The 21,908-nt window shown below is 61.7% G+C and carries 19 protein-coding genes and 2 pseudogenes; 12 read left to right on the top strand and 9 right to left on the bottom strand.

The annotated features are described in order from the left end of the window. Positions 1 to 50 precede the first annotated feature (50 nt). A complete protein-coding gene (locus EP837_RS13385; protein ID WP_066529561.1) occupies positions 51 to 1,352 on the top strand; it encodes an MFS transporter in 1,302 nt (433 codons plus the stop codon). 275 nt (positions 1,353 to 1,627) lie between these two features. Here the strand turns inward: EP837_RS13385 and EP837_RS13380 are convergent, their stop codons facing one another. Further along, positions 1,628 to 2,287: an alpha/beta hydrolase gene (locus EP837_RS13380; protein WP_066529557.1), complete on the bottom strand. Its 660-nt coding sequence runs from the start codon at positions 2,285 to 2,287 to the stop codon at positions 1,628 to 1,630. Positions 2,288 to 2,292: 5 nt separating this feature from the next. Further along, positions 2,293 to 3,711: a carboxylesterase/lipase family protein gene (locus EP837_RS13375; protein ID WP_237234891.1), complete on the bottom strand. Its 1,419-nt coding sequence runs from the start codon at positions 3,709 to 3,711 to the stop codon at positions 2,293 to 2,295. Between the two features lie 385 nt (positions 3,712 to 4,096). Here EP837_RS13375 and EP837_RS13370 point away from each other — a divergent pair, with 385 nt between their 5' ends. Next, positions 4,097 to 4,387 (top strand): hypothetical protein, encoded by a 291-nt coding sequence (locus tag EP837_RS13370; RefSeq protein ID WP_066529552.1) that lies wholly within the window; start codon positions 4,097 to 4,099, stop codon positions 4,385 to 4,387. Positions 4,388 to 4,471: 84 nt separating this feature from the next. On the opposite strand, the gene EP837_RS13365 is transcribed toward EP837_RS13370, so the two are convergent. Genes EP837_RS13365 through EP837_RS13350 form a run of 4 tightly spaced genes read right to left on the bottom strand, consistent with a single transcriptional unit; the run spans position 4,472 to position 9,105 of the window. Then, positions 4,472 to 5,260, bottom strand: a complete 789-nt coding sequence (locus EP837_RS13365; RefSeq protein ID WP_066529551.1) for a DeoR/GlpR family DNA-binding transcription regulator — start codon at positions 5,258 to 5,260, stop codon at positions 4,472 to 4,474. Positions 5,261 to 5,279: 19 nt separating this feature from the next. Further along, positions 5,280 to 6,524 (bottom strand): MFS transporter, encoded by a 1,245-nt coding sequence (locus EP837_RS13360; protein WP_066529548.1) that lies wholly within the window; start codon positions 6,522 to 6,524, stop codon positions 5,280 to 5,282. Further along, positions 6,524 to 7,675, bottom strand: a complete 1,152-nt coding sequence (gene lldD, locus EP837_RS13355) for an FMN-dependent L-lactate dehydrogenase LldD (protein WP_066529545.1) — start codon at positions 7,673 to 7,675, stop codon at positions 6,524 to 6,526. The genes EP837_RS13360 and lldD overlap by 1 nt, the downstream gene beginning before the upstream one ends. Beyond that, positions 7,666 to 9,105 carry an FGGY-family carbohydrate kinase gene (locus EP837_RS13350; RefSeq protein WP_066529542.1) on the bottom strand — a complete coding sequence of 480 codons (1,440 nt, stop codon included), beginning with the start codon at positions 9,103 to 9,105 and terminating at the stop codon, positions 7,666 to 7,668. The genes lldD and EP837_RS13350 overlap by 10 nt, the downstream gene beginning before the upstream one ends. Before the next feature lie 89 nt (positions 9,106 to 9,194). On the opposite strand from EP837_RS13350, the gene EP837_RS13345 reads away from it, so the two are divergent. The 5 genes from EP837_RS13345 to EP837_RS13325 all read left to right on the top strand — a co-directional run bounded on the left by EP837_RS13345 (position 9,195) and on the right by EP837_RS13325 (position 17,189). After that, positions 9,195 to 11,306, top strand: coding sequence for a bifunctional rhamnulose-1-phosphate aldolase/short-chain dehydrogenase (locus EP837_RS13345; RefSeq protein ID WP_082919684.1), 2,112 nt, complete (start codon positions 9,195 to 9,197; stop codon positions 11,304 to 11,306). A 22-nt stretch (positions 11,307 to 11,328) separates the two neighbouring features. Beyond that, complete coding sequence (gene rhaI, locus EP837_RS13340) at positions 11,329 to 12,621, top strand: L-rhamnose catabolism isomerase (RefSeq protein ID WP_066529539.1); 1,293 nt, start codon at positions 11,329 to 11,331, stop codon at positions 12,619 to 12,621. A 177-nt stretch (positions 12,622 to 12,798) separates the two neighbouring features. Continuing rightward, positions 12,799 to 14,217, top strand: coding sequence for an ISNCY family transposase (locus EP837_RS13335; protein WP_066529536.1), 1,419 nt, complete (start codon positions 12,799 to 12,801; stop codon positions 14,215 to 14,217). A 293-nt stretch (positions 14,218 to 14,510) separates the two neighbouring features. Then, positions 14,511 to 15,926, top strand: coding sequence for an ISNCY family transposase (locus EP837_RS13330; RefSeq protein WP_082919637.1), 1,416 nt, complete (start codon positions 14,511 to 14,513; stop codon positions 15,924 to 15,926). A 261-nt stretch (positions 15,927 to 16,187) separates the two neighbouring features. Next, positions 16,188 to 17,189 (top strand): IS30 family transposase, encoded by a 1,002-nt coding sequence (locus EP837_RS13325; RefSeq protein ID WP_066529532.1) that lies wholly within the window; start codon positions 16,188 to 16,190, stop codon positions 17,187 to 17,189. A 105-nt stretch (positions 17,190 to 17,294) separates the two neighbouring features. On the opposite strand, the pseudogene EP837_RS21005 reads toward EP837_RS13325, so the two are convergent. Continuing rightward, a pseudogene (locus tag EP837_RS21005) lies at positions 17,295 to 17,426 on the bottom strand (IS30 family transposase); the annotation flags it as partial. Between the two features lie 104 nt (positions 17,427 to 17,530). Here EP837_RS21005 and EP837_RS13320 point away from each other — a divergent pair. The 4 genes and pseudogenes from EP837_RS13320 (at position 17,531) to EP837_RS13305 (ending at position 19,348) form a co-directional block, all read left to right on the top strand. Then, positions 17,531 to 17,774, top strand: a pseudogene (locus tag EP837_RS13320) (AbrB/MazE/SpoVT family DNA-binding domain-containing protein). Then, positions 17,771 to 18,160, top strand: coding sequence for a type II toxin-antitoxin system VapC family toxin (locus tag EP837_RS13315; protein WP_066529531.1), 390 nt, complete (start codon positions 17,771 to 17,773; stop codon positions 18,158 to 18,160). Before EP837_RS13320 ends, EP837_RS13315 begins: the two are co-directional and overlap by 4 nt. A gap of 238 nt (positions 18,161 to 18,398) precedes the next feature. Further along, entirely contained in the window at positions 18,399 to 18,803 is a 405-nt protein-coding gene (locus EP837_RS13310) for a DUF411 domain-containing protein (protein ID WP_066529529.1), read from the top strand. 182 nt (positions 18,804 to 18,985) lie between these two features. Next, complete coding sequence (locus EP837_RS13305; RefSeq protein ID WP_082919683.1) at positions 18,986 to 19,348, top strand: Lrp/AsnC ligand binding domain-containing protein; 363 nt, start codon at positions 18,986 to 18,988, stop codon at positions 19,346 to 19,348. A gap of 428 nt (positions 19,349 to 19,776) precedes the next feature. Here the strand turns inward: EP837_RS13305 and EP837_RS13295 are convergent, their stop codons facing one another. Further along, entirely contained in the window at positions 19,777 to 20,352 is a 576-nt protein-coding gene (locus EP837_RS13295) for a zeta toxin family protein (protein WP_197486383.1), read from the bottom strand. Positions 20,353 to 20,360: 8 nt separating this feature from the next. Beyond that, complete coding sequence (locus tag EP837_RS13290) at positions 20,361 to 20,717, bottom strand: ParD-like family protein (RefSeq protein ID WP_066529521.1); 357 nt, start codon at positions 20,715 to 20,717, stop codon at positions 20,361 to 20,363. Positions 20,718 to 21,318: 601 nt separating this feature from the next. On the opposite strand from EP837_RS13290, the gene EP837_RS13285 reads away from it, so the two are divergent. Next, positions 21,319 to 21,876, top strand: a complete 558-nt coding sequence (locus EP837_RS13285) for an alpha/beta hydrolase family protein (protein WP_197486382.1) — start codon at positions 21,319 to 21,321, stop codon at positions 21,874 to 21,876. Positions 21,877 to 21,908 lie beyond the last annotated feature (32 nt).

Here is a 21,908-nt window from a genome sequence, read left to right as displayed (position 1 = left end):
CTGGAGCATGAAGGGGAGGGGCCATGCCAACCGGATCAGCCACGAGGACTATGACGAGCGCGCAACCCGACGTTAGCCGGCGCGAATTGCGAACTGTCGTGGGCGCCAGCCTGATCGGTACGATGATCGAATGGTTCGACTTCTTCATCTACGGCGTTGCATCAGCTCTAGTCTTCAACCGATTGTTTTTCCCGTCTTTTGATTCGTTAACGGGAACGCTACTGGCCTTTTCCACCTATGCGCTGGGGTTCCTGGCGCGGCCGCTGGGCGGGGTGGTCTTCGGCCATTTCGGTGACCGGATCGGACGTAAAACGCTGCTGATGATCAGCCTGCTCACCATGGGCATATCGACGACCGCCATCGGCCTGCTTCCTACCTATGAACAGATTGGAGCATGGGCCCCTATCCTGTTGATCCTGCTGCGCTTGTTACAGGGGTTCGCGGTTGGTGGAGAGTGGGGCGGCGCGGTGCTGATCGTGGCGGAGGTCGCGCCACCGGCGCAGCGCGGCTTCTGGACCTGCTGGCCACAGGTCGGCGCGCCAGCGGGCAATCTGCTTGCCGCCGGTGTGTTCGCCGCGTCATCCGGGTTGCTGACGGAGGCGGACTTTATCGCCTGGGGCTGGCGCATTCCATTCCTGATGTCCGTCGTCCTGGTGCTGGTGGGCTGGTGGCTGCGGCGCGCCGTTTCGGAAAGCATGGTCTTCGCGCGCGAGGCAGCGGAAGGCGGGGTGGAGCGTTTCCCGGCGATGGAAGCGATCAGACGCAAAGGGCGCGCGCTGTTGACCGGCGCGGGCCTGCGTTTCGGAGAGAATATCTGCTATTATGTCATCGCCACCTTCTCTATCACCTATTTCACCGAAATTCGCGGCGGCGATCGATCGCTGGTGCTAAATGCCGTGCTGATCGGCTCTGCAGTGGAATGTATGACGATGCCGCTGTTTGCGGCGCTGTCCGACCGGATTGGCCGGAGACTGGTCTATGGCGCGGGGGCGGTATGCGTCGCGGCCTGGTTCCTGGTCTTCTTCACATTGATGGATCGGGGCAGTTTGTGGAGCGTAGGTCTTGCCATCGCCGGCGCGATGGTGGCGCACGGGGCCATGTATGCACCACAAGGCGCGGCGATCACTGAACTTTTCCCGACGCGCCTGCGCTATTCGGGGGCGAGCATTGCTTATCAGGCCACCTCGATCCTTGCAGGGTCGCTGGCGCCGATCATCGCCCTTTCGCTCTACAAGGCGAGCGGCGGCACCGCGCTGGTCGCCGCTTATGTGATCGGCAGCCTGATGCTTACCATCGTGGCGGTGATCGCCGCGCCTGAAACGCGCGGTGTGGATTTGCATGAGGTGACTTGAGGATCGCCGGGACATGGTGCGTTGGACGGGAGGATCATATGCAGCGCTAATGCTTCGATATGGGTCTTCGACTTCGCTCAGCCCCTACTCAGCACGAACGGCTTATATTTTTGGGCAGGTTGTTGGAGCAAAGGACATGCCCCGTCCAACCAGCTCAGGGTGAAGGGAGAGGGGTGCCTGATCTCCTCGGTTCGCTCTTACGCGCTGACGTCAGTCGATTTTCGAAAAAGGCCAGCGTCTCCGAGAGCGCCTTCATATTAGCGCGATAAGTATCCTCATCGGTCTTGCCGACAAAGCCATGATCGACAGCGGGAATATAGATAGCTGTCACCGGCACCTGCGCCGATTTCAGCGCCGCCTCTGAGGTCCGGCGCATCGCGATCGGCTGGCGGTTCGAGCTTCGCGACGCCGCAACTGGTGGAGACAAGCGCTGCCAGCTGACCGCCAGCCGATCCGCCGAAAATGCCCACCCTCGCCGGATCAATTCCATATTCCCTGGCGTGGAAGCGCAGGAAACGAATGGCGGTCTTAACGTCCTGAATGGCCGCGGGGAACGGAGCCTCGCCATCCAGCCGGTATTCGACGGACGCAACAGCAAAGCCGTTCGCTGCGAACTGCGCCAGAACGGATGGGAAATCCTTGATCGGGCCGCCATGCCGCTTTGTCCCCGTCATCCACGCGCCGCCATGGACATGGACGATCAGCGGGAGCGGAGCTTTGCGGGTATGGGGGCGATAAAGATCCAGCCGCAGCGGCCGGTAGTGGGGGGGCTGGCTGTAGATGATGTCGGCGCTTGCGCGTATGCCATGGGGAAAGCGGGCGGCGGTTTCGGGCCAGGGGGCGGGACGCTGCCGCCCAACCTCAAACTGGAGCGGCGGAGGCGCAGCGGCGGTCAGGGCGAGCAGGGGCAGGATTGGGGCCCAGCCTCTCTTCATCACAATCATGGGAGTTTTTGACCGGTGCGTTCGGCCCAGAGCTTCCACCAATAGGCGATCTGGGTAGCACGGAAATTCGGCGTCACGGTCGTCTTGCTGTCGATCAGCAAGGGGCCGCGATGTGCACCCTTATATTGACTCCATAGCGGCAAGCCGGAGCCGTTGGGATTGCCGGTCTTGATGAAATTTGTCCAATAGCCCTGCATCATGGCGGCCAACCTAGCGTTCTCCGCGCCCTGTGACGCCTTTGCCGCGCCCAGCGTATAGCCGAAGTCCGCGCAGTGTGGCGCGCCTGCTACCTTGCCGCGCTCGGCCGTGGGCACATAGGCGAAATGATAGGACCAGCTGGGTTGCCAGCGCGCCGCGAGGCCCGCCGTCGCGGTCGCCGCCGAAGTGAAGATGAAATCGGTCTGCACCTGCCGCAGCAATTCGGCGGGGCTGAGCTTGGTCGCCGGATCATAGATTTTTCGCACAGCGGCCATGTCGATGCCGAAGCGATCTTTCAGCGCCTTCTCGTCAAAGCCCATCAGGCCGAAAATGCTCGCCTCATTGCTGGTCGATCCAGCAATATAGGGGACGCGGGCGATGTCGCCCTTTGCGAAGGCGATGGCGGTTTCCTGCGGGATCATCTCGCCATCGACCACTGCGCCAAAATTGGGCGGGCCGGGATCGGCGGCCATGATCGCGGCGGGATCGAGCCTGCGCAGGGCCGTGATGGCTTGACCGCCTTCGCCGGTTCCTCCGGCGCGGGCAGCGAAGGCGACGCCTTCCCATTCCGCCTGCGCCTGCGGGCGGGTGGCGTTGTTGATGCCGCCGCCTGAATGTGCGCTGGCTCTTGCGAACAAGCCGCGTGATTTGGGCGAGGTCATGAGGGCATTGATGCTGGAACCGCCCGCCGAGCAGCCCATGATCGTCACCTTGTGAGGATCACCGCCGAAGCGGGCGATATTGCTGTGGACCCATTTCAGGCCGGCGACCTGATCCATCAGCCAATAGTTGCCGGTCGGCGCTCCCGGCTGTTCAGCGCGAAGGCCGGGGTGGGAGAAGAAGCCGAGCCGTCCCAGGCGGTAGTTGAGCGATACGACCAATATGCCGCGCTCATTGTAGGCGCGGGCGGCATCGTCGAACAATTCCGCCCCTGATCCGAGGAAGAATGCGCCGCCGTGGATCAGCACGAGGACGGGCTTCTTGCCGCTAAGCGAGGGGGTGGCGACATTGATCGACAGGCAGTCTTCGCTCTGACGTTCGCTGCGGTGATCGGGCCTTTCAGGCTGCGGGCAAATCGGTCCGAATTGCGACGCGTCGAAGGATGCAGTCCAGGGTAGGGCAGGGCGAGGGGGCGTCCAGCGATGATCGCCGCCGGTCGTCTGGGCGAAGGGGATGCCCTTGAAGATGCCGCCTGCGCCCTGAGCCACGCCGCGCACTGGCCCGGATGCTGTTGTAACCACTGGGGCTTGGGCAGCTGAAGCTGCGGTAAGAGCGCTGCCTATCAGAGAAAGGCCGGCCATGCCCGCCAGAGATCGTGTCGCTCTCACCCTTGCCTCTCCCAGGAAGAAGGGGTGGTGACCGATTGGTCTGCCGCCCGCCGCTTTATCCCATTCCAATATGCTGCGAATTATATACCATGGTATAGCTTTGGCTAGGGGCGGGAGAAGTTTGTGTCAATGCACATCTGTTGGAGGGCGGCGATGAACAAGTTCTTGGTGGAAAGTTTATTCGTCGTTGGCGCTCCTTACCCTGCTGATCAGACGGGCCTCGGGAACAAGGCGATGACCTAGTTGTTCAATGTGGGTCAGGAGGAGCTTGATTATGGCTGAAGTTCATAGAGATCCCTATACCGGTGACCGTACCGTTGTTCACAAGAGCCGGGGCGGGCGGACGCTCGCGATCGTCGTGATTTTGATTTTGGCGGTTGTCGGCATCTTATTTGCTACCGGCTTCTGGAAGGCTGACGTGTCGGGCGGCGATGTGCCGGAGGTCAGCGTGAAGGGCGGCGAGCTTCCCAAGGTCGATATGGACTCCAAGGAAGTTGTCGTCGGCTCCAAGAAGGAAACGGTCGATGTTCCCACCGTTGGCGTGAAAGACAACGGCGAAGAATAATAGCAGTCAGTCGAACGAATTATCAGGGCTGAATATCATCCATGCCTCCGTGGCAGCGGATGATATTCAGCCCTTTTTCGTTGCTTAAGCGTCGACGACGATGACCTGCGGACCCGCCTTTTCTAGCATCGCAAGAGTTTGCGGCTGAACAGCTTTGTCCGTAACGACGATGTCCACCTCGTCCAGGCCGCATACGATAGCGCCGGACGACGAGGTGAATTTGGAGCTGTCCACCAGAAGGATGACCTGTTCCGCCCGATCAATGAGGCGGCGTTCGGCGGCAACCAGGATGACGTCCTGCTGCATCACGCCCTGAGGCCCGACCGCGGCGGCGCCCATGAACAGCTTTGGCGCATGGAAGCGCGGCATGGATTCCTCGCCCGCCGGGGCCAGAATGATATTCTGTTCGCGGAAGAGCGTGCCGGAGGGAAGCAGGATCTGCGTGCCCGACTGGGGCAGCAGCGCGTTGGCGATGTGCAGCGAATTGGTGAGAACGGATAGGTCCAGCCCGCCGATGTGCGGGCACATCTGAAGCGTGGTCGTGCCCCCGTCGATCATGATGCCTTCGCCATGCTGGCACAGTTGAGCTGCGGCGCGGCCGATCGCCTGTTTCTGCGCCAGATGTTCGGTGATCGACTGGGCGAAAGGGGTTCCCGCAAGGCGGGCCGCGCCCTCTGGCTTGCCCCCATGGCGCTCGGTGAGCTTGGCGCCGCCACGGACGCGGTGGATCACCCCTTCTTCCTCCAACCGGGAAAGATCCCGGCGGATGGTGGCCGGGGACGCTGCAAGCCGCGATTCAAGGTCGCGATAGCTGACGAAGCCGTTCGGGCCCATCGCTTCGATGATCAGCCTTTCACGTTCCGTGGCGTGCATCGTCCCTAACCCCCCTCAATCAAGCAGCCTGCCGTTCAGCTTCCAACTGCTCCAGCGATTTGCCTTCGTTACGCGGCGCCCAAAGCGTGCCGATCAGGCCGCTTATGACGAGGAAGCCCGTCAAAATCCACGCCAGCGTCGTGAAACCCGTTGCGCTGAGCATCGGAACGAAGAAGCTGAAAATGCCAAGGCTGATCCGCACGATGGCGAAGCACAGACCTTGTGCGGTCGAACGGAGCATCGTCGGGAACATTTCCGAACTCCAGAGCTGGAAGAAGCTCTGCGCGCCGAAACCGCCGCCGAATTGCAGCAGGAAGACGTAGAGGATGGCGATGGGAATCGTCAGCGGGAAGACCGCCAGCAATGCCATGCCAATGACCTGGATGACGGCCGAGATCGCGAACAGCGTGCGCTGGTTCACCTTGTCGGCATAGCGCATGAAGATGAGGCCAATGGAGACCATGCCGATGGCGAAAGACAGGGCCTGAATGGCGACAGACTGCGTCTGGGTCGCCGCGCCCACGGTGCGTAGGATATAGGGGAAGAAGAAGCCGTTCGTCCCCGCCCACAGATTCCAGAACCCATACATCCCGACCAGACCGAGGATGGAGGCGAGATATTTGGGCTGAAACAGCGTGGATACCGGCAATTTGGCGACGCCTTCCGCCTGAGCCGCTTCCCACCGTTCGGACTCCTTCATGCGCGAGCGCAGGAAAGTAAGGCCAAGAGCGATGACCAGCAGATGAGCAAAGACGATGCGTGCGCCCAGTTCGCCGAGGCTCGTTAGCGCCAGGCTGAGCAGCAGGACGACGACCGGACCCAGATACCAGAGCACCTGCGCAACGCCGGAATGTTTTCCGCGCCGGTCGTCGGGCGCCTGTTCGGCGATGAGTGACCAGGAAGCGGGGATGTCCGCACCGACGGCGAGGCCGACAATAAGGAAGCCGACGACGATCATCCAGGGCGCGAAGGCGAAGACCAGCATCGCCATGCCCACGGCATAGACGAGCATGTCCCATTGGTAGATCTTTTTACGGCCGAGCTTGTCGCAGAGCCGCCCGCCAATATAGGCGCCGACGCCCGCGCCGATCGCGTTCGGGCCGAAAGCGCCGATCAGGCCGATAAAGTCGTTCGACAGCTTATAATGTTCCTGCCACAGCGCGAGGGCAGCCGAGCCGGCAACGATCGAGCCCGCATCGATATAGTTGGCAAGACCTGCGAGGATCGTGTCCCGCCAATTGTCCTTCTGTGATCCGGCACTCATTACATGTCCCTCCCGGCCAAAATGCTCTGGTTTATATCGGCGATCTTGCAGGATCCGGTGAGCGCCATCGCCACGCGCATCTCCGCTTCGATCAGTTGCAGCATCTTCGTCACGCCGGCTTCCCCTTGCGCGGCGAGCGCAAAGGCCCAGGCACGGCCGATCAGCACACCCTTCGCGCCCAGCGCCAGCATACGGACCACGTCCAGCCCCGAGCGCACGCCCCCGTCCACCAGCACGGTGAGCTTGTCGCCCACGGCGTCTGCAATGGGGGGCAAGGCGCGCGCGGTCGATAGCACGCCGTCCAACTGACGCCCGCCATGGTTCGATACGACGATGCCGTCAGCGCCCAACGCCGCCGCTTCGCGCGCGTCTTCGGCATCGAGAAGGCCCTTGATGATCAGTGGGCCTTTCCATTCGGAGCGGATGAAATCCAGGTCGCGCCAGTTGATCGACGGATCGAAATTGTTGCGCATCCAGGCGAAGAAATCCTCGATGCCGGTCTTGCCCTTCAGCACCGGGGCGACATTGCCCAGAGTATGAGGGCGGCCGCGCACGCCAACGTCCCAAGCCCAGTCCGGCTTCATCGCCGCCTGCATCGTGCGCCAGATCGCGCCCTTGAGGCCGTCCGCTCCGGCAAGGCCGCTATGATAGTCGCGGTATCGGGTGCCGGGGACAGGCATATCGACGGTGAAGACGAGGGCCGAGCAGTTGGCCGCGGCCGCCTGCGCCAGCAGATCCTTCATGAAAGCGCGGTCGCGGATCATGTAGAGCTGAAACCAGAAGGGCTTCGTTGCCGCACGCGCGACTTCGGCCAGCGAGCAAGCGCCGACCGTCGAGAGGGTGAAGGGAATGCCTGCGCCCTCAGCCGCACGAAGCGCCTGACATTCGCCACGGCGGGCGTTGAGACCGGCAAGACCGATCGGGGCAAGTCCAACCGGCAGCGCCTGTCTCTGGCCGAACAATTCGGTTGTCAGGTCCATGCTGGACACATCGCGCAGCACCCGTTGGCGCAGCGCGATATCCGACAGTTCGCTGACATTCTTGCGGAGCGTGACTTCGGCATAGGAGCCGCCGTCGATATATTCGAAGAGGAAACGGGGCAGGCGGCGGCGGGCGGCTTCGCGAAAATCGGCGACGCTGGCTATCGGCATGGGACGGATCCTGAAAAGGCGTGCTCACTGATCCCGGCCAGCCACCGGGAACGGTAAGACGAGATGTCTTCATCAAGCGGCTGCACGACGCTGAGCGAGCCTTGGGGTTTGAGCGACGGGTCGATCAGGCGCAAGGCGCCGAAGGACACATCATTATGCGCGTTGGCTGTATAGACGGCCATGTCCGGTCGCAGGGATGCAAGCGCGCGGACGAATACCTCGGCATCGGCGAAGCGGCCTTCCACCAGCAAGCGGTCGCGCGCGCCGATAAGATCGAGCATCGTGTCGGCGACCAGCGCGGCATAGAGGCATACCGCTGCGCGCCGTTCATACCAATCGTCCGGGCGGGCGATCCAGTTGCCAGCGCCGGTCGGGTAGGGGCCAAAGCCGGGAGCCAGGGTGGGCAGCAGCATCGCGCCCTTGCGCAGCAGCTGTGGTACGGCGGCCAGCAGGGCTGGCTGATCGGGTTTGATATCGACACGGCGCGTGTCAAATTCGATCACGGTCTCAATCTCGCGCCCGCCCATGAAGCGGGCGGAGGGCACCGGACAGCCATAGGCATCGACATTGACGAGGCAATCGCGCCCCTCCGCGAGCGCACTCGTCGCAACCTGATGCGCTGGCAGGCGCATCGCTATGAACCAGGTGCCTGTGGAAAGAATGGTGGAATCGCCATCCGCAATCTCATCGAAGCCTCGCGCCGCGAGGAGCGCTGCGTTGGAGTCGTGAAGGCCGGTATGGATTTGGATGTCGGGCGAGAGGCCGGTACGCTCCGCAAGTTCTGGCCGCAGGGCACCAAGACTGTCCTCCGCCTTGCGGAGCGGGGCGAAGCGCGCTGCCCAGCCCATGCGCTCAGCCAGAGGCGAGAAGCGCGACGCGTCCGGCGACCAGAGGTCGCTGTGACATCCCAGGCTGGTGACTTCAGTCGCCGCGACGCCGGACAGGAACCACGCCCAATATTGCGCCCAAGGGATTAGGGTGGCGGCAGCCATTTCGGGCGGATAAAGCTGATCCAGCCAGAAAAGCTGAGAACCGATATTGAGGCCGTCCGGCAGGGCGGGCGAACCCGTCGCTGCAAAATTGTCGCGCTCCAGCCGGTAAGCCGCCATCACCTCTTCAGGGATCGCCTGCTCGTAATCGAGCGGGGGGAAGGCGAGTTGGTCCCGCACAAGCGCGGCCACGCCTGCGCCATGTGCGACGGGCACAATATATTGGGCTCCGCTGGAGGCGTATTTGCCAAGTGATTCGACGAGCCATTCTTCGATGCCCGCCGTGTCCAGGCGGCGCGCGCCGCCGTCGGTCCGCACCTGATTGGGGCGCACCTGACGGTCGAGTATCTGGCCGTCCCGCGACCATAAGGAAACTTTGCTGAGCGTTTTGCCGATATCGACGATGATAGCGAAACCGCGGTTCAGCGTGCCCTCCGGCATGATGCTTTTCTCTTATTGTTTGATCGAATATGATCGTTTAATAACGCAAAGGATTGATAAGGAAAAGCGCAAATGATAATGGGAGCGCCATGAACATGCAAAATTCAGTCTCGTCGGCGGCCATACCCTTTGCCGTCCCCACCAGCCGCTGGGATGATGGTGTTGCCGCCACGCTCAGTCCCGCCGAACTGCTTCTGTACCGATCGAATCTGCTCGGTTCGGATCTGACGGTGACCAATTTTGGCGGTGGCAACACCTCCGCTAAGATACTGGAAACCGATCCGCTGAACGGCGAAAAGGTGGAAGTTCTGTGGGTCAAGGGTTCGGGCGGCGATATCGGATCGATGAAGCTGGACGGTTTCTCGACCCTCTATCAGGAAAAGCTGCTGGGCCTGGAAAAGCATTATGGCGGGCCGGATGATGACGACAAGATGGTCGGCTACCTGCCTCACTGCACGTTCAACCTGAATCCGCGCGCGGCATCGATCGACACGCCGCTGCACTCGCTGCTGCCTTTTGCGCATGTCGATCATGTTCACCCGGATGCGATCATCGCACTGGCCGCTTCTTCGGGCGGCGAGGCCGCGACGAAGGAGATTTGGGGCGGCAAGATCGGCTGGTTGCCGTGGAAGCGTCCTGGCTACACGCTGGGCGTGCAGTTGCGCGACTTCGTGAAGGCCAATCCGGGCGTCGAGGGCGTGATGCTGGCGGGCCATGGCATCATCTGCTGGGCCGACACCGCCAAGACCTGCTATGAGCATACGGTCCAGCTGATCGCGGACGCGGCCAATTATCTGAACACGAAACTGGGCGAAAAGCCTGCCTTTGGCGGTCAGGTCGTTCCGCCCAATCCGGATCGCGCCGCGATCGCGGCCGACCTGATGCCCCGCCTGCGCGGTCTGATGACCGGCGGACGCACCAAGGTCGGCCATTATTCGGACGATGCTGAAGCGCTGGAATTTGTGGGTTCTGCCGAGTTCCTGCGTCTTGCTGCGCTGGGCACCTCCTGCCCGGATCATTTCCTGCGCACCAAGATCGCGCCGTTGCCGCTCGACCCGGCGAAGCTGCGGGATGACGTTTATCTTGCCGAGCAGATCGCGGCCTATCGCGACATGTATGCGGCCTATTATGAGCGCTGCAAGCGATCCAGCTCGCCTGCGATGCGCGACGCCAACCCGATCGTGGTGCTGGTGCCGGGCGTGGGCCGCATCACTTTCGCCGGGGACAAGACGACGGCGCGTCTGGCCGGTGAGTTCTACGGCAACGCCATCAACGTGATGCGCGGGGCCGAGGCGATCGGCAGCTACATCGCGCTCGATGAGCAGGAAGCGTTCGACATCGAATATTGGTTGCTCGAAGAAGCCAAGCTGCAGCGCATGCCCAAGCCCAAGCCGCTGGTCGGCAAGATCGCCCTGGTGACGGGCGGTGCGGGCGGCATCGGCGCTGCGACCGCAGCGCGCCTGCTGTCGGACGGCGCATGCGTGCTTCTGGCAGACCGTGACGCCAACGCGATCGAGGAAGTGCGGACGGGCTTTGCCAAGCAGTTCGGCAAGGATGTGATCCGCGCCGCCGTCTGCGACGTGACCGACGAAGCGCAGGTGCAGGCCGCATTCGACGATTGCGCCCGTGAGTTTGGCGGTCTCGATATTCTGGTCGCCAATGCTGGGATCGCGTCTTCAGCGCCGATCGAGGAGACCACGGTCGCCCTGTGGCGCAAGAATTACGACGTGCTGGCCGAGGGCTATTTCCTTACCGCCCGCGCCGCCTTCCCGCTGATGAAGCGGATGAAGGAGCAGGGTGGCGCGTCAATCGTCTTCATCGGTTCGAAAAATGGCGTTGCCGCCGCGACCAACGCGTCGGCCTACGCTTCGGCAAAGGCCGCCGCCAACCATCTGGCGCGCTGCCTGGCGCTGGAGGGCGCGCCCTTCGGCATCCGCGTCAACACGGTGAACCCAGATGCGGTCATCAAAGGCAGCAAGATCTGGGACGGCGACTGGCGCAAGGAACGCGCAGGCGCGCATGGGATCGACTCCGGCAAGGAACTGGAGGAACATTACCGCCAGCGCTCGATGCTGAAGCGCGACGTGCTGCCCTCCGACATCGCCGAGGCGGTTTACTTTCTGGCGGGCGACACGTCGGCTAAGTCGACCGGCAACATGATCAATGTCGATGCGGGCAATGCCCAAGCGTTCACGCGCTGATCGGCGAGGAGAGGTTAATATCATGAGCAACCTGCCCATTTCCGCCGAACTGATCGCGGAAGCCAACGCCCGCGACGCGCAAGCGCTGGAAGAGGATTATGCCGCGCTCGGCCGCAAGCTGTCGCGCACCGGCATCGACATCGATGCGATCAAGAACCGTGTCACGGGCTTTTCCGTCGCCGTGCCCAGCTGGGGCGCGGGGCGGGGCGGCACGCGGTTCGCAAAGTTCCCGATCGCGGGCGAGCCGACCAATATCCATGAGAAGCTGGAAGATTGCGCCGTCATCAATCAGCTGAGCCGCGTGACCCCGCGCGTCTCGCCGCATTTTCCCTGGGACAAGGTGAGCGATTACAAGGGCCTGCGCGAGGAAGCTCAGAGCCTTGGCCTGGGTTTTGACGCGGTCAACTCCAACACCTTCCAGGATCAGCCGGGACAGGCGCAGACCTATGCGACCGGCTCGCTGTCCTCGACGGTGGAAGCGACCCGCCAGCAGGCGGTCGAACATAATATCGAATGCATCGAGATCGGCCGCCAACTGGGCTCGACCGACCTAACCGTGTGGGTCGGCGACGGCACCAACTTTCCCGGCCAACAAGACTTCGCCCGCAGCCTCGACCGGTATCTGGAGGCGGCGAGCCAAGTTTATGCGGCGCTGCCCGACGACTGGCGGATGCTGCTGGAACATAAGATGTTCGAGCCGGCCTTCTATTCCACCGTCATCTCGGACTGGGGCTCGTCGATCCTCGCCGCGCAGGAACTGGGGCCGAAGGCGAAGTGCCTGGTGGACCTCGGCCACCATGCGCCCAACGTTAATATCGAGCAGATCGTGGCGCGCCTGCACCGCTTTGGTAAGCTGGGCGGCTTCCACTTCAATGACAGCAAATATGGCGACGACGATCTGGACAGCGGTTCGATCAACCCGCACCAGCTGTATCTGGTCTTCAATGAGCTTGTCGAAGCCGAACTCAATCCGCGTGATGGGTTCAACCCCAGCTACATGATCGATCAGTCGCACAATGTGACCGATCCGATCGAATCCATGCTGTCGTCAGCCGAGACGATCACGGCCTGCTTCGCCAAGGCGCTGCTGGTCGATCGCGAAGCGCTGCACGCCGCGCAGGAAGGCAATGACACGATGATGGCGTTCCAGGCGCTGCGCCGTGCCTATAATGTCGATGTCGCGCCGATCATCGCCAAGGCTCGCGCCGAAGCCGGCGGCGCGATTGATGTGTTGGCGGCTTATCGTGCCAGTCAATGGCGTGAACGCAAGGCTCAGGAGCGTAAGACCGTGGGTCTGGGCGCGGGGATCGTCTGAGTCGGTGAATTTATGGGGCGCTGCTGACCGGCGGCGCCCCTTCTCACTTCCCTACCGACTTAACATAATCCTTATTATCAGACATGCGGCCTGTAAGCGCCATTTAGAAATGTCACCCTCTGCAAATTAGAGATGTCACTGGTGGCATGGTGCTCCCTGGATGCAGGGAGTACGCGGATGACGGTGGTATCCATGAGCCATGGTGAGCTTACACGCTTTGATACGCTGCTACGTGTTGAACGCCGGGAGTTGCGAGCTGAGGATGCAGCAACGCTGCTCGGTTTGTCGCGGCGGCAGGTTTACCGATTGCTGATACGCATGCGCACGGACGGTGCTCCGGGCTTGGTTTCACGTCGCCGTGGACGCCGTAGCAACCGTTGGCTTGGCGACGGGTTTCGCAACCACGCGATTGCGTTGGTCCGGGAGCATTATCATGATTTTGGGCCGACGCTGGCTGCCGAGTATCTGGCGGAGCGCCATGATGTGCATATTTCCCGTGAGACGCTGCGCAAGCTGATGATCGAGGCTGGTCTGTGGAAAGATCGTGCGACGCGTCGCCCGCGCCCGTATCAGCCGCGTTACCGCCGAGATTGCCGGGGCGAACTGGTCCAGATCGATGGCTCGAAGCATTGGTGGTTCGAAGATCGTGGTCCGCAATGCACCCTGCTCGTCTATATCGACGACGCGACCAGTGAGCTGATGCATCTGCAGATGGTCGAGAGCGAGAGTACCTTTTCCTATATGGAAGCGACCCGGGCGTATATCGAGCGGCACGGCAAGCCGGTGGCCTTCTACTCCGATCAGCACAGCGTCTTTCGTAATTCCCGCGCCAGCGCGGCGCGCGGCGACGGCATGACGCATTTCGGCCGCGCGCTTGATGCGCTGAACATCGAGATCATCTGCGCCAACTCGCCGCAGGCCAAGGGCCGGGTCGAGCGGGCCAACGGCACGCTGCAGGACCGGCTGGTCAAGGCGATGCGGCTGGAGGGCATATCGTCGATCGAAGAAGCGAACGCCTTTCTGCCGGGCTATTTGGTTCGCCACAATGCCCGCTTTGCGCGCCCCGCTTTCGACAGCCGCGATCTCCACCGTCCGCTTGCCCCGCATGACGATCTGCGCGAGATCATGGTGTGGCGCGAACAGCGGAGTGTCACTGCTGCGCTGACGCTCCATTACAACAAGGCGATGTTCATCCTGGAACCGACCGAGATCGCCAGGAAGCTCGTGCGCAAGCGGGTGATGGTGTGCGAATATCCCGATGGTCGACTGGAGATCCAGCATGAGGGTCATGTCCTCCCCTACCGTCAGTTCGACAAGATGCGACAGGTGAAACAGCCGGCGATCGTGGACAACCGTCATCTCGACGCGGCGCTGCAGCTGGCGAAACAAATCCAGGCGATCGCGCCGCATCACCGGCAGCGCAACAACAATGCCCCTGCCCGCCGTGACCAGCCCTCTCATCTATTCCCTGAACCGGAGGCACCGGTGAAGATCGATGGACGCCGGTTGGGCGGTCCCAAGCTCAAGCGCGGCCCGCGGCTCAGCCGGGCCGAACTACAGGCGCGCGGCACGCTGGAGTTCGTGAAGGCCCGCTAAACCGGCTCTGACCGAGCCCGCTGCCTGCGCAGCGGGTCCATGCCCCTCCCCTCGACGTCACGCTTCCAGCAGGGTCTGCGCTGCGCTATCCCGAGGGCTCCACGCAGCCCCTGCTGTCTTCAAAAAGTGACATCTCTAATTTGCGGAGATTGTGCCTTTTCTAACCGGCAGGAACACGGCCTGTAAGCGCCGGATAGAAATGACACCCCTCTGCTAGATAGAAATGACACCCTTGGGCGTCCTTAGCAGAGCTGGGTGGCATGGTCCTCCTGGCAGTTCGGGAGGACGCGCTTATGACGGTGGTGGCGATGAGCCATGGCGAGCTTTCGCGGTTTGATACATTGTCGCGTGTGGATCGCGGCGAACTGCGGGTCGAGGATGCTGCGCAACTGCTGGGCTTGAAGCGCCGGCAGATTTTCCGGTTGCTTGACCGACTGCGAACCGAAGGCGCTTCAGGCCTGGTGTCGCGCAAGCGTGGTCGGCCGAGCAACCGGCGTCACAGCGATGCCTTTCGCGAGCGCGTCCTTACGATCGTCCGCACGCATTATGCGGATTTCGGACCGACCCTGGCGCGTGAATATCTGGCGGAACGTCACGACATTTCGGTGGGCTGTGAGACGCTGCGGCAGATGATGATCGAGGCGGGAATCTGGCAGGATCGCGCCGCGCGTCGTTCTCGCCCCTATCAACCGCGTCACCGGCGGGAGTGCCGTGGGGAGCTGGTCCAGATTGACGGTTCGGAGCATGCCTGGTTCGAGACTCGCGGTCCCAAATGCACGCTGCTTGTCTACATCGACGACGCGACCAGCGAGCTGTTGCACCTTAAGATGGTCGAGAGCGAGAGCACCTTTTCCTACATGGAAGCGACCCGCGAATATATCGAGCAGCACGGCAAGCCGGTGGCCTTTTATTCCGATAAACACACGGTCTTTCGTAACCCCAAGGCGACCGCAAAGGGTGATGGGATGACACATTTCGGGCGCGCGCTCGATGCGCTGAACATCGAGATCATCTGCGCCAACTCGCCGCAGGCCAAGGGCCGGGTCGAGCGAGCCAACGGTACCTTACAGGATCGCCTGATCAAGGCGATGCGCCTGGAAGGTATCTCGTCGATCGAAGAAGCGAACGTCTTTCTGCCGAGCTACATGGTTGGGCACAATGCGCGCTTCGCTCGTCCGGCCGCAGACAGTCGCGATTTACACCGACCTCTGGCACCGCGGGATGATCTGCGCTCTGTCATGGTCTGGCGCGAACAGCGGACAGTCACTGCTGCGCTGACGCTGCACTATAACAAAGTTCTGTTCCTCTTGGAGCCGAACCCGTTCAGCAAGGAACTGGTGCGCAAGCGCGTGGATGTCTGTGAATATCCTGACGGCACAGTCGAGATCCGCCACGAGGGGCGCTCCCTTCCTTACAGCCTGTTTGACAAGATGCCCCGGATCAATCAACCTGCCATCGTCGATAACAAGCATCTCGACGCGGCACTGGCGCTAGCAAAGGAAATCCAGGCGATCGCGCCGCATCACCGGCAGCGGAACAACTATGCCCCTGCTCGCCGCGACCAGCCCGCGCATTTGTTCCCCGAACCGGAGGCGCCGGCGAAGATCGACGGACGCCGGTTGGGCGGGGCAAAGCTCAAACGTCGTCCCCGGCTCAGCCCGGCGGAGTTACGAGCGCACGGCACGCTCGAGTTCGTGAAGGCGCGCTAAAGCGGTTCTGACCGAGCCCGCTGCCTTCGCAGCGGGTCCGTGCCCTTCCCCTCCACTGTTACGCCATCAGCAGGGTCTGCGCTGCGCTATCCCGAGGGCTCCACGCAGCCCCTGCTGTCATTAATGGTGTCTTTTCTATCGGGGACAGATAGTGTCTTCTCTATCCGGTGCGAACACGGCCTGTTCGCAGGTGGATTCTAGATCGAAGTGCGAAATCCTAGGATTTATAGGGGTTTGATCCCTTTTCCAGGAAGGCACGCGATGAACGGCTATCAGCATCTGGGTTTGGACGAGCGGCGCGATATTTATCGGTTGGTGGCGACGGGTCGGTCCGTGCGGGAGGTTGCAGCGACCCTGCGCCGGCATCCATCGACGATTTATCGCGAGCTCAAGCGCAACCGGCACCTGGATGAGCATCCGCTGTTTCGCGGCTATTTCCCGACGGTCGCGCAAACGATGGCCAGTGGGCGCCGTGTGCGTGGCGGCAAGATTGCGCGGAAACCCGAGCTTGCCACCTATATCGCCGATCGCTTGTCGGCGGCCTGGTCGCCCGAGCAGATTGCGGGCTATCTTCGGCGCCATCGCGGTCTTCGTGAGACGGTCTGTCACGAAACCATCTATCAGTTCGTTTACGGGCCTGACGGTCGCAGCCGGGGATTATGGCGTTATCTGCCGGTTGCCCGTCGTTCTCGCCGACAGCGCTACGCCCGCAAGCCGCGTGGTCTGCATATACCCGTGGCGAACACCATTGGCGCACGCCCTGAGGAGGTCGCCGATCGCCGCAGCTTCGGCCATTGGGAAGGCGATCTGCTGATCTTCAAGATGGAATACGGCAAAGCCAATCTGACCTCGCTGGTCGAGCGCCGCAGCCGGTTCACGATCCTTGCCCGCAACCCCAGCCGGCATTCCGCCGGGGTGATGGCGGGCATCCAGCATCATTTGCGCGGCATGCCCCCTTCCCTGCGACAGAGCATCACCTTCGATCGAGGCACGGAATTTGCCGCCTTTGCGACCTTGCAGGAGAAACTCGCCATGACGAGCTATTTCTGTCTGCCATCAGCCCCCTGGCAGAAAGGGAGCGTCGAAAACAGCAACGGGCGCATACGCCGCTTCCTCCCGTCAGACACGGACATCGCGCTGCTGTCGGACAAGGAGATCCAGGCCGTGGTCGATCGCCTCAACCGGACACCCCGCAAATGCCTGGGCTATCGCACTCCACAGGAGGTTCTCGGAGAGCAGATCGCCCTCCTCAAGGCCGGATAGATTTTGCCATCCGGAGTGGGGCTCGCCCCACCCCGGCTGAAATGCTACGCATCCCCCGGATGTCGCGCTTCAAATCGAGACCGCCAAACTGCCCTTGGGCGACTAGGCGGCCGACAGGCGATTGGCGATACAGGTGGCAAGTTCGGGCTTCGGATCAATCTTGCCGCCACGAATGCGGCCACTGCTAGCCATCGTCGGTGCGACCGTCGGCAGATAGCCGCGAAACAGCAGATGCTCCGCCGGATCCGACACTAATCGGCTTTGTACTTCCCAACCGAATGATTCGAGCCTGGATCATTAAGCTCACGACACTCCTGCATCGGGCAAACCGGAGCTTTGCCATGTGGGTGCAAGTGACGATTACGCCAAACGGCCGGATGAGCCTGCCGGTCGATATCCGCAAGCGGCTCGGCCTTGCTCGCGGAGGCGCCCTGCTGGTTGAGGAGACCGAGATGGCGTGATCCTGCGCACTGTCGCGCAGTCATCGCCCACGCCCGAGCGCTCGCCAAGCAATATACTGGCAATAATGGGGAGACTTCGGTCGATGCCTTCCTCGCTCGCCGCCGCGAGGAATCCGGCGAGTGAGCGAAACGGTGCTCGATGCCTCGGCGCTCCTGGCCCTGCTCCGGAACGAGCCCGGCGCGGCTAAGGTCGCCGACGGCATTGCTGATGCGCGCATGTCGAGCGTCAACTGCGCAGAGGTGGTGAGCCATTTCGTCCGAGCCGGCATGCCTGCAGATCAGGTCGATGCCATGCTCCGGCCGCTGCCGATGACCATTGTGGAGGTCGATCAGGCGCTGGCGACGATCGCCGGACGCTTGCGCGCCGCGACGGCCGAGGCCGTCCTGTCGCTCGGCGACCGTTTCTGCCTGGCGCTCGCCCGGCGCGATGGCCTCCCCGCACTTACCGCAGATAAGCAATGGCGCACCGTCGCCGATGCCGTGGGCGTCACCATCTCCGTGATCCGCTGACCGCGATCGCTTGGCACTTGTCGGCGCTGCGAACGGTCCACATGCAATCCCAACACTTAAGGACCGAGTAACTGCCAGAACGATGCTGCAAAGACCGGTCGGTAGTCGGATTTGCCGGAGGGCAAATCGGCTGCGCTGCACAAGGATCGGTGGATTAAGGCACCCAGTACCGCTATAGCTAGCGAAATCTGCAAGGAGGCTCAAAAGCGTGAGACGTCATCTGGTTGCAGCCGTATTGATGCTGCTTTCCACGGCTGCCGGCGCCGCCACGCCCATCATCGTGCATCGTGATCCTGGCTGCGGGTGCTGTGAGAAATGGGCAAAGCAGGTGCAAGCCCAACTTGGCCGCCGCGTCACGATAATCGATGATCAAGCAAGAGCCGCTCTCCAGCGCGCTCACGGCGTCCCTGTCACTCTTGCGTCCTGCCACACGGTGCTCGTCGACGGGATGGTGTTTGAAGGTCACGTCCCGATTGCTGACATGCGCCGTGTTCTTACCCAGCGACCCAAGGGCATCAGCGGCTTAGCTGTTGCGGGCATGCCGCTCGGTTCGCCAGGCATGGAAGTGCCAAGCCAGGCAAAACAATCCTATGTCGTGGCTGCATTTGGCGCGAGTGGGACGCGAATCTACGCTCGACATTGAACTTGGAAATCCTATTTACTCCGCACCGAATGCAGCAGCTACAACCTCGCCAAGCGCGATTACACCAACATAGACACACATCTGCAGCTAGCATCAGCCAAGCCCCGCGATTCTGCCACATCCCGAACGGACCAGCTGATTGAACCTAGAGGCGGAACCATGTCCCAGCCCCCTAGCCCGGCATGCAGATCACTTCGTCTTGCAAGAAAATTCGTCCGGCAACAGATCAAACGGCTTCAGAAAGACGGATTGATCCAGTTCACCGTTGTGACGGATTTTCGCGTGGTAGACTCTCCCAATCTTTGATGATGGGCGTCGATGCCGAACCCTCCTGTGTGAGAACCTTACCCGAACAGTTGAGGCGAATTTCCGAGATCAATTGCGTCGTGTTGCTAGTGGGTCGCTTCAACCTACTGGCGACGAGTCTTTTCACCAATATCGAGCAGCTTGACCATCTCGTGAAAACTCAGACCCGCAATCTGCCAGGCGTGCAGCGGGTCGAAACGGCGGTATCAGTCCACAACCCGAAATATGAGGAGGCGTAGCCAGGATCATGCCAAAGCCTGAGCCGGCCGCAGATCTGGCTCCCGGAGGCGCTCCGCTTGCAAATAGCAAGTCCAACTTGAAAGCGCCAAGAGTCTGTCTAGCTCAGAGGCTTAAGCATTCGTGCCGCTCAAAATGGGGCTTGTCACCGAAGAACGCCTGCCTGTGTTTCATAGGGCGGTGCGATGGCCGCTTGTAAACGCATACTGCGAGTAGCCGCCGCCGCGCCACATCCTGCCCCACAATCTTGGAAGATTGTATGGCCTGCTGATACCTCCGTAGCCGGCGATGATCGTATCTCGCTGTCGACCAGGTAAGAGGTCGATGATCTTGGGCCGCTCCAGCTCGACCACGATGCTGCCGTAGCTGTGCACGACCCTAAAGGGACGCATTGGCGGCGCCTTTAGCCCGCCATCATGCGCGCCTGACCCTAGATCTGAAGGTCTGTTTTATAAACCACCCTGATCCAGCCAGGCAGGAGCGGGACCGCGAAAATCAATCGCCCGTTCGCGAATGTCAGGCAATGGCTCGGCGGCCGGTTGAGGCTCGAATTGTCGAAGATCATGCCGCGATGCGCTTTGAGAACCGCGGTCCGGATAAAAGATATACCGCGCACATAACGGGCACGGATCTTGTCCTCGGGGACGGCATGTCCGCCCTCCTCTACCCGTGCGCCGACACGCGCGACAGAAAGATCTGGAGTATCGACGCCGACATGCATCACGATGACGGTGAAACCTCTGGTAACCGCTTCGTCAATGAGTTCGAGCTTGGAGGGATGCGAGAAGACGGTCTCGGTGACGAAATCCCGACTCTGAGCGAGACAGTCGGCCCTGCGCGAAGCAGCGATTTCGGCCGCTCCGTAAGATGCAGCTGGGGACGGATCGCGCAGTTCGTTGCGCTGGATGATGTCTGCGTTGATAAAGGGGCCTGCGAAGCTCGGCGCGATGCGGGTCTCGTAGAGTGTGGACTTGCCGGCACCGTTCGGCCCGGCAAGCACGATCATCGTCGGCTTCATGCCTTATGGGTGGCCTTCTCACGCACGAGATTGCCAGCCGCATCGAGACCGACGCCCAACCCAAGCTGTCGCCGCCGCGCAAAGAAAGCATCCTCGTCAGACGCGGACTGCCCCATTTTCTCGACAAAGCCGTCGAGCCAGACGTCCTTCTCTTCGTCGGTGAGGACCGTTGTCTCAATGGCACTGCGGAGCGCAGCGGTGATGCGGGCATGATTGAAATTGCCGGACTTCTCGATAGCGCGGCCGATGCGCACCCAATGGGCGATCTGGCCGGCGATCGAGCGGCTCTGCAACTCGGATTCGCGACGCACGATCTTCATGATATCATCACTAAGCTTGATGGACTGGGCCATGGATCACCTCCGGCTCTCGAGGTAGCATTTTGCTACCTTCGTTTCAATCGTCCGTTATGCTGCGTTCCGTTCGCCGAGGTCGCAGTTTTCAGGGTTGCCCCCGCCGGGCACAGGCTGTCGATGATGAATGACCCGACGGTAGCGGTGATTTTAAAATACGGTTGTGCCAACCTCTGGCGAACGCCCATTGGGGTCGGGCCTGAGAGGCCGGACTAATCGCGAGCCTATCTTGATTTCGTGCGCATGCCCCACTCTTCACCTACCGAGCCCGTCACTCCATCTTCGCTAACCAATTCGATGAGCCATAGTCGGCCATCACGGCAGCGTCGCCAACTCACGGCATCTCTGGCACCCGCTAGCCCCCTTCGTTTTCCACTTAGCGATCCCCGGTTTATGGCAGTACTAACGATGCTCACGCGGAATTCCGCTGGGCCACCGGAGACATGCGGAATTCGGCTGGGCCACCGGAGACATAAGGCCAGACCTGATGGAAGCTCTTCATGTTCATATTCCTGTCGGGGAGGCTTCTGTCTCCGGTCTGATCCTGCGGCCGCGAAACGCGAGAGCGCTTTTCTTGTTCGCGCACGGTGCGGGCACGAACATGGTCCACAAAAGCATGGAGTCGAACGCTGAGGGTCTCGCCGCGCGCGGCATCGCGACCTTGCGCTATCAATTTCTCTACGCCGAGAATGGCTCGAGGCAACCCGACAGGCCCGCGCTCGCGCATGCTGTCGTGCGCGCTGCAGCCGCGCAGGCGGCGCTGTTGGCACCGGACCTGCCGCTCTTTGCCGGTGGTCGCTCTTTCGGTGGCCGCATGACCTCCCAGACGCAGGCTGAGACACCTTTACCCGGTGTACGGGGCCTGGCGTTTCTCGGTTTCCCGCTCCATCCCGCAGGCAAGCCAGCGACTGACCGCGCAACACATCTCGCCAGAATTCAGCTTCCCCTGCTCTTCATTAGCGGCTCGCGCGACACGCTAGCGAGTTTGGATCTGCTCAAGCCAGTCGTCACCGACCTCCATGGACGCGCGACGCTCCGAGTCATCGACTACGCCGATCATAGCTTCAAGGTCAGTGCAAAAAGCGGCCGCACTGACTGCGAGGCAGAAGCCGAAGCGCTTGACGCGCTGGCGGGCTGGATCGGCCTCAACCTGGGATAGAGCGCATTAGGTGGATCATCGGTCGATTCTCC

It is taken from the genome of Sphingobium sp. EP60837 (assembly GCF_001658005.1).
GTDB classification, from domain to species: domain Bacteria; phylum Pseudomonadota; class Alphaproteobacteria; order Sphingomonadales; family Sphingomonadaceae; genus Sphingobium; species Sphingobium tyrosinilyticum.
Note: the sequence above shows the minus strand (reverse complement) of the source record. Positions and strands in the feature narration are given on the sequence as shown.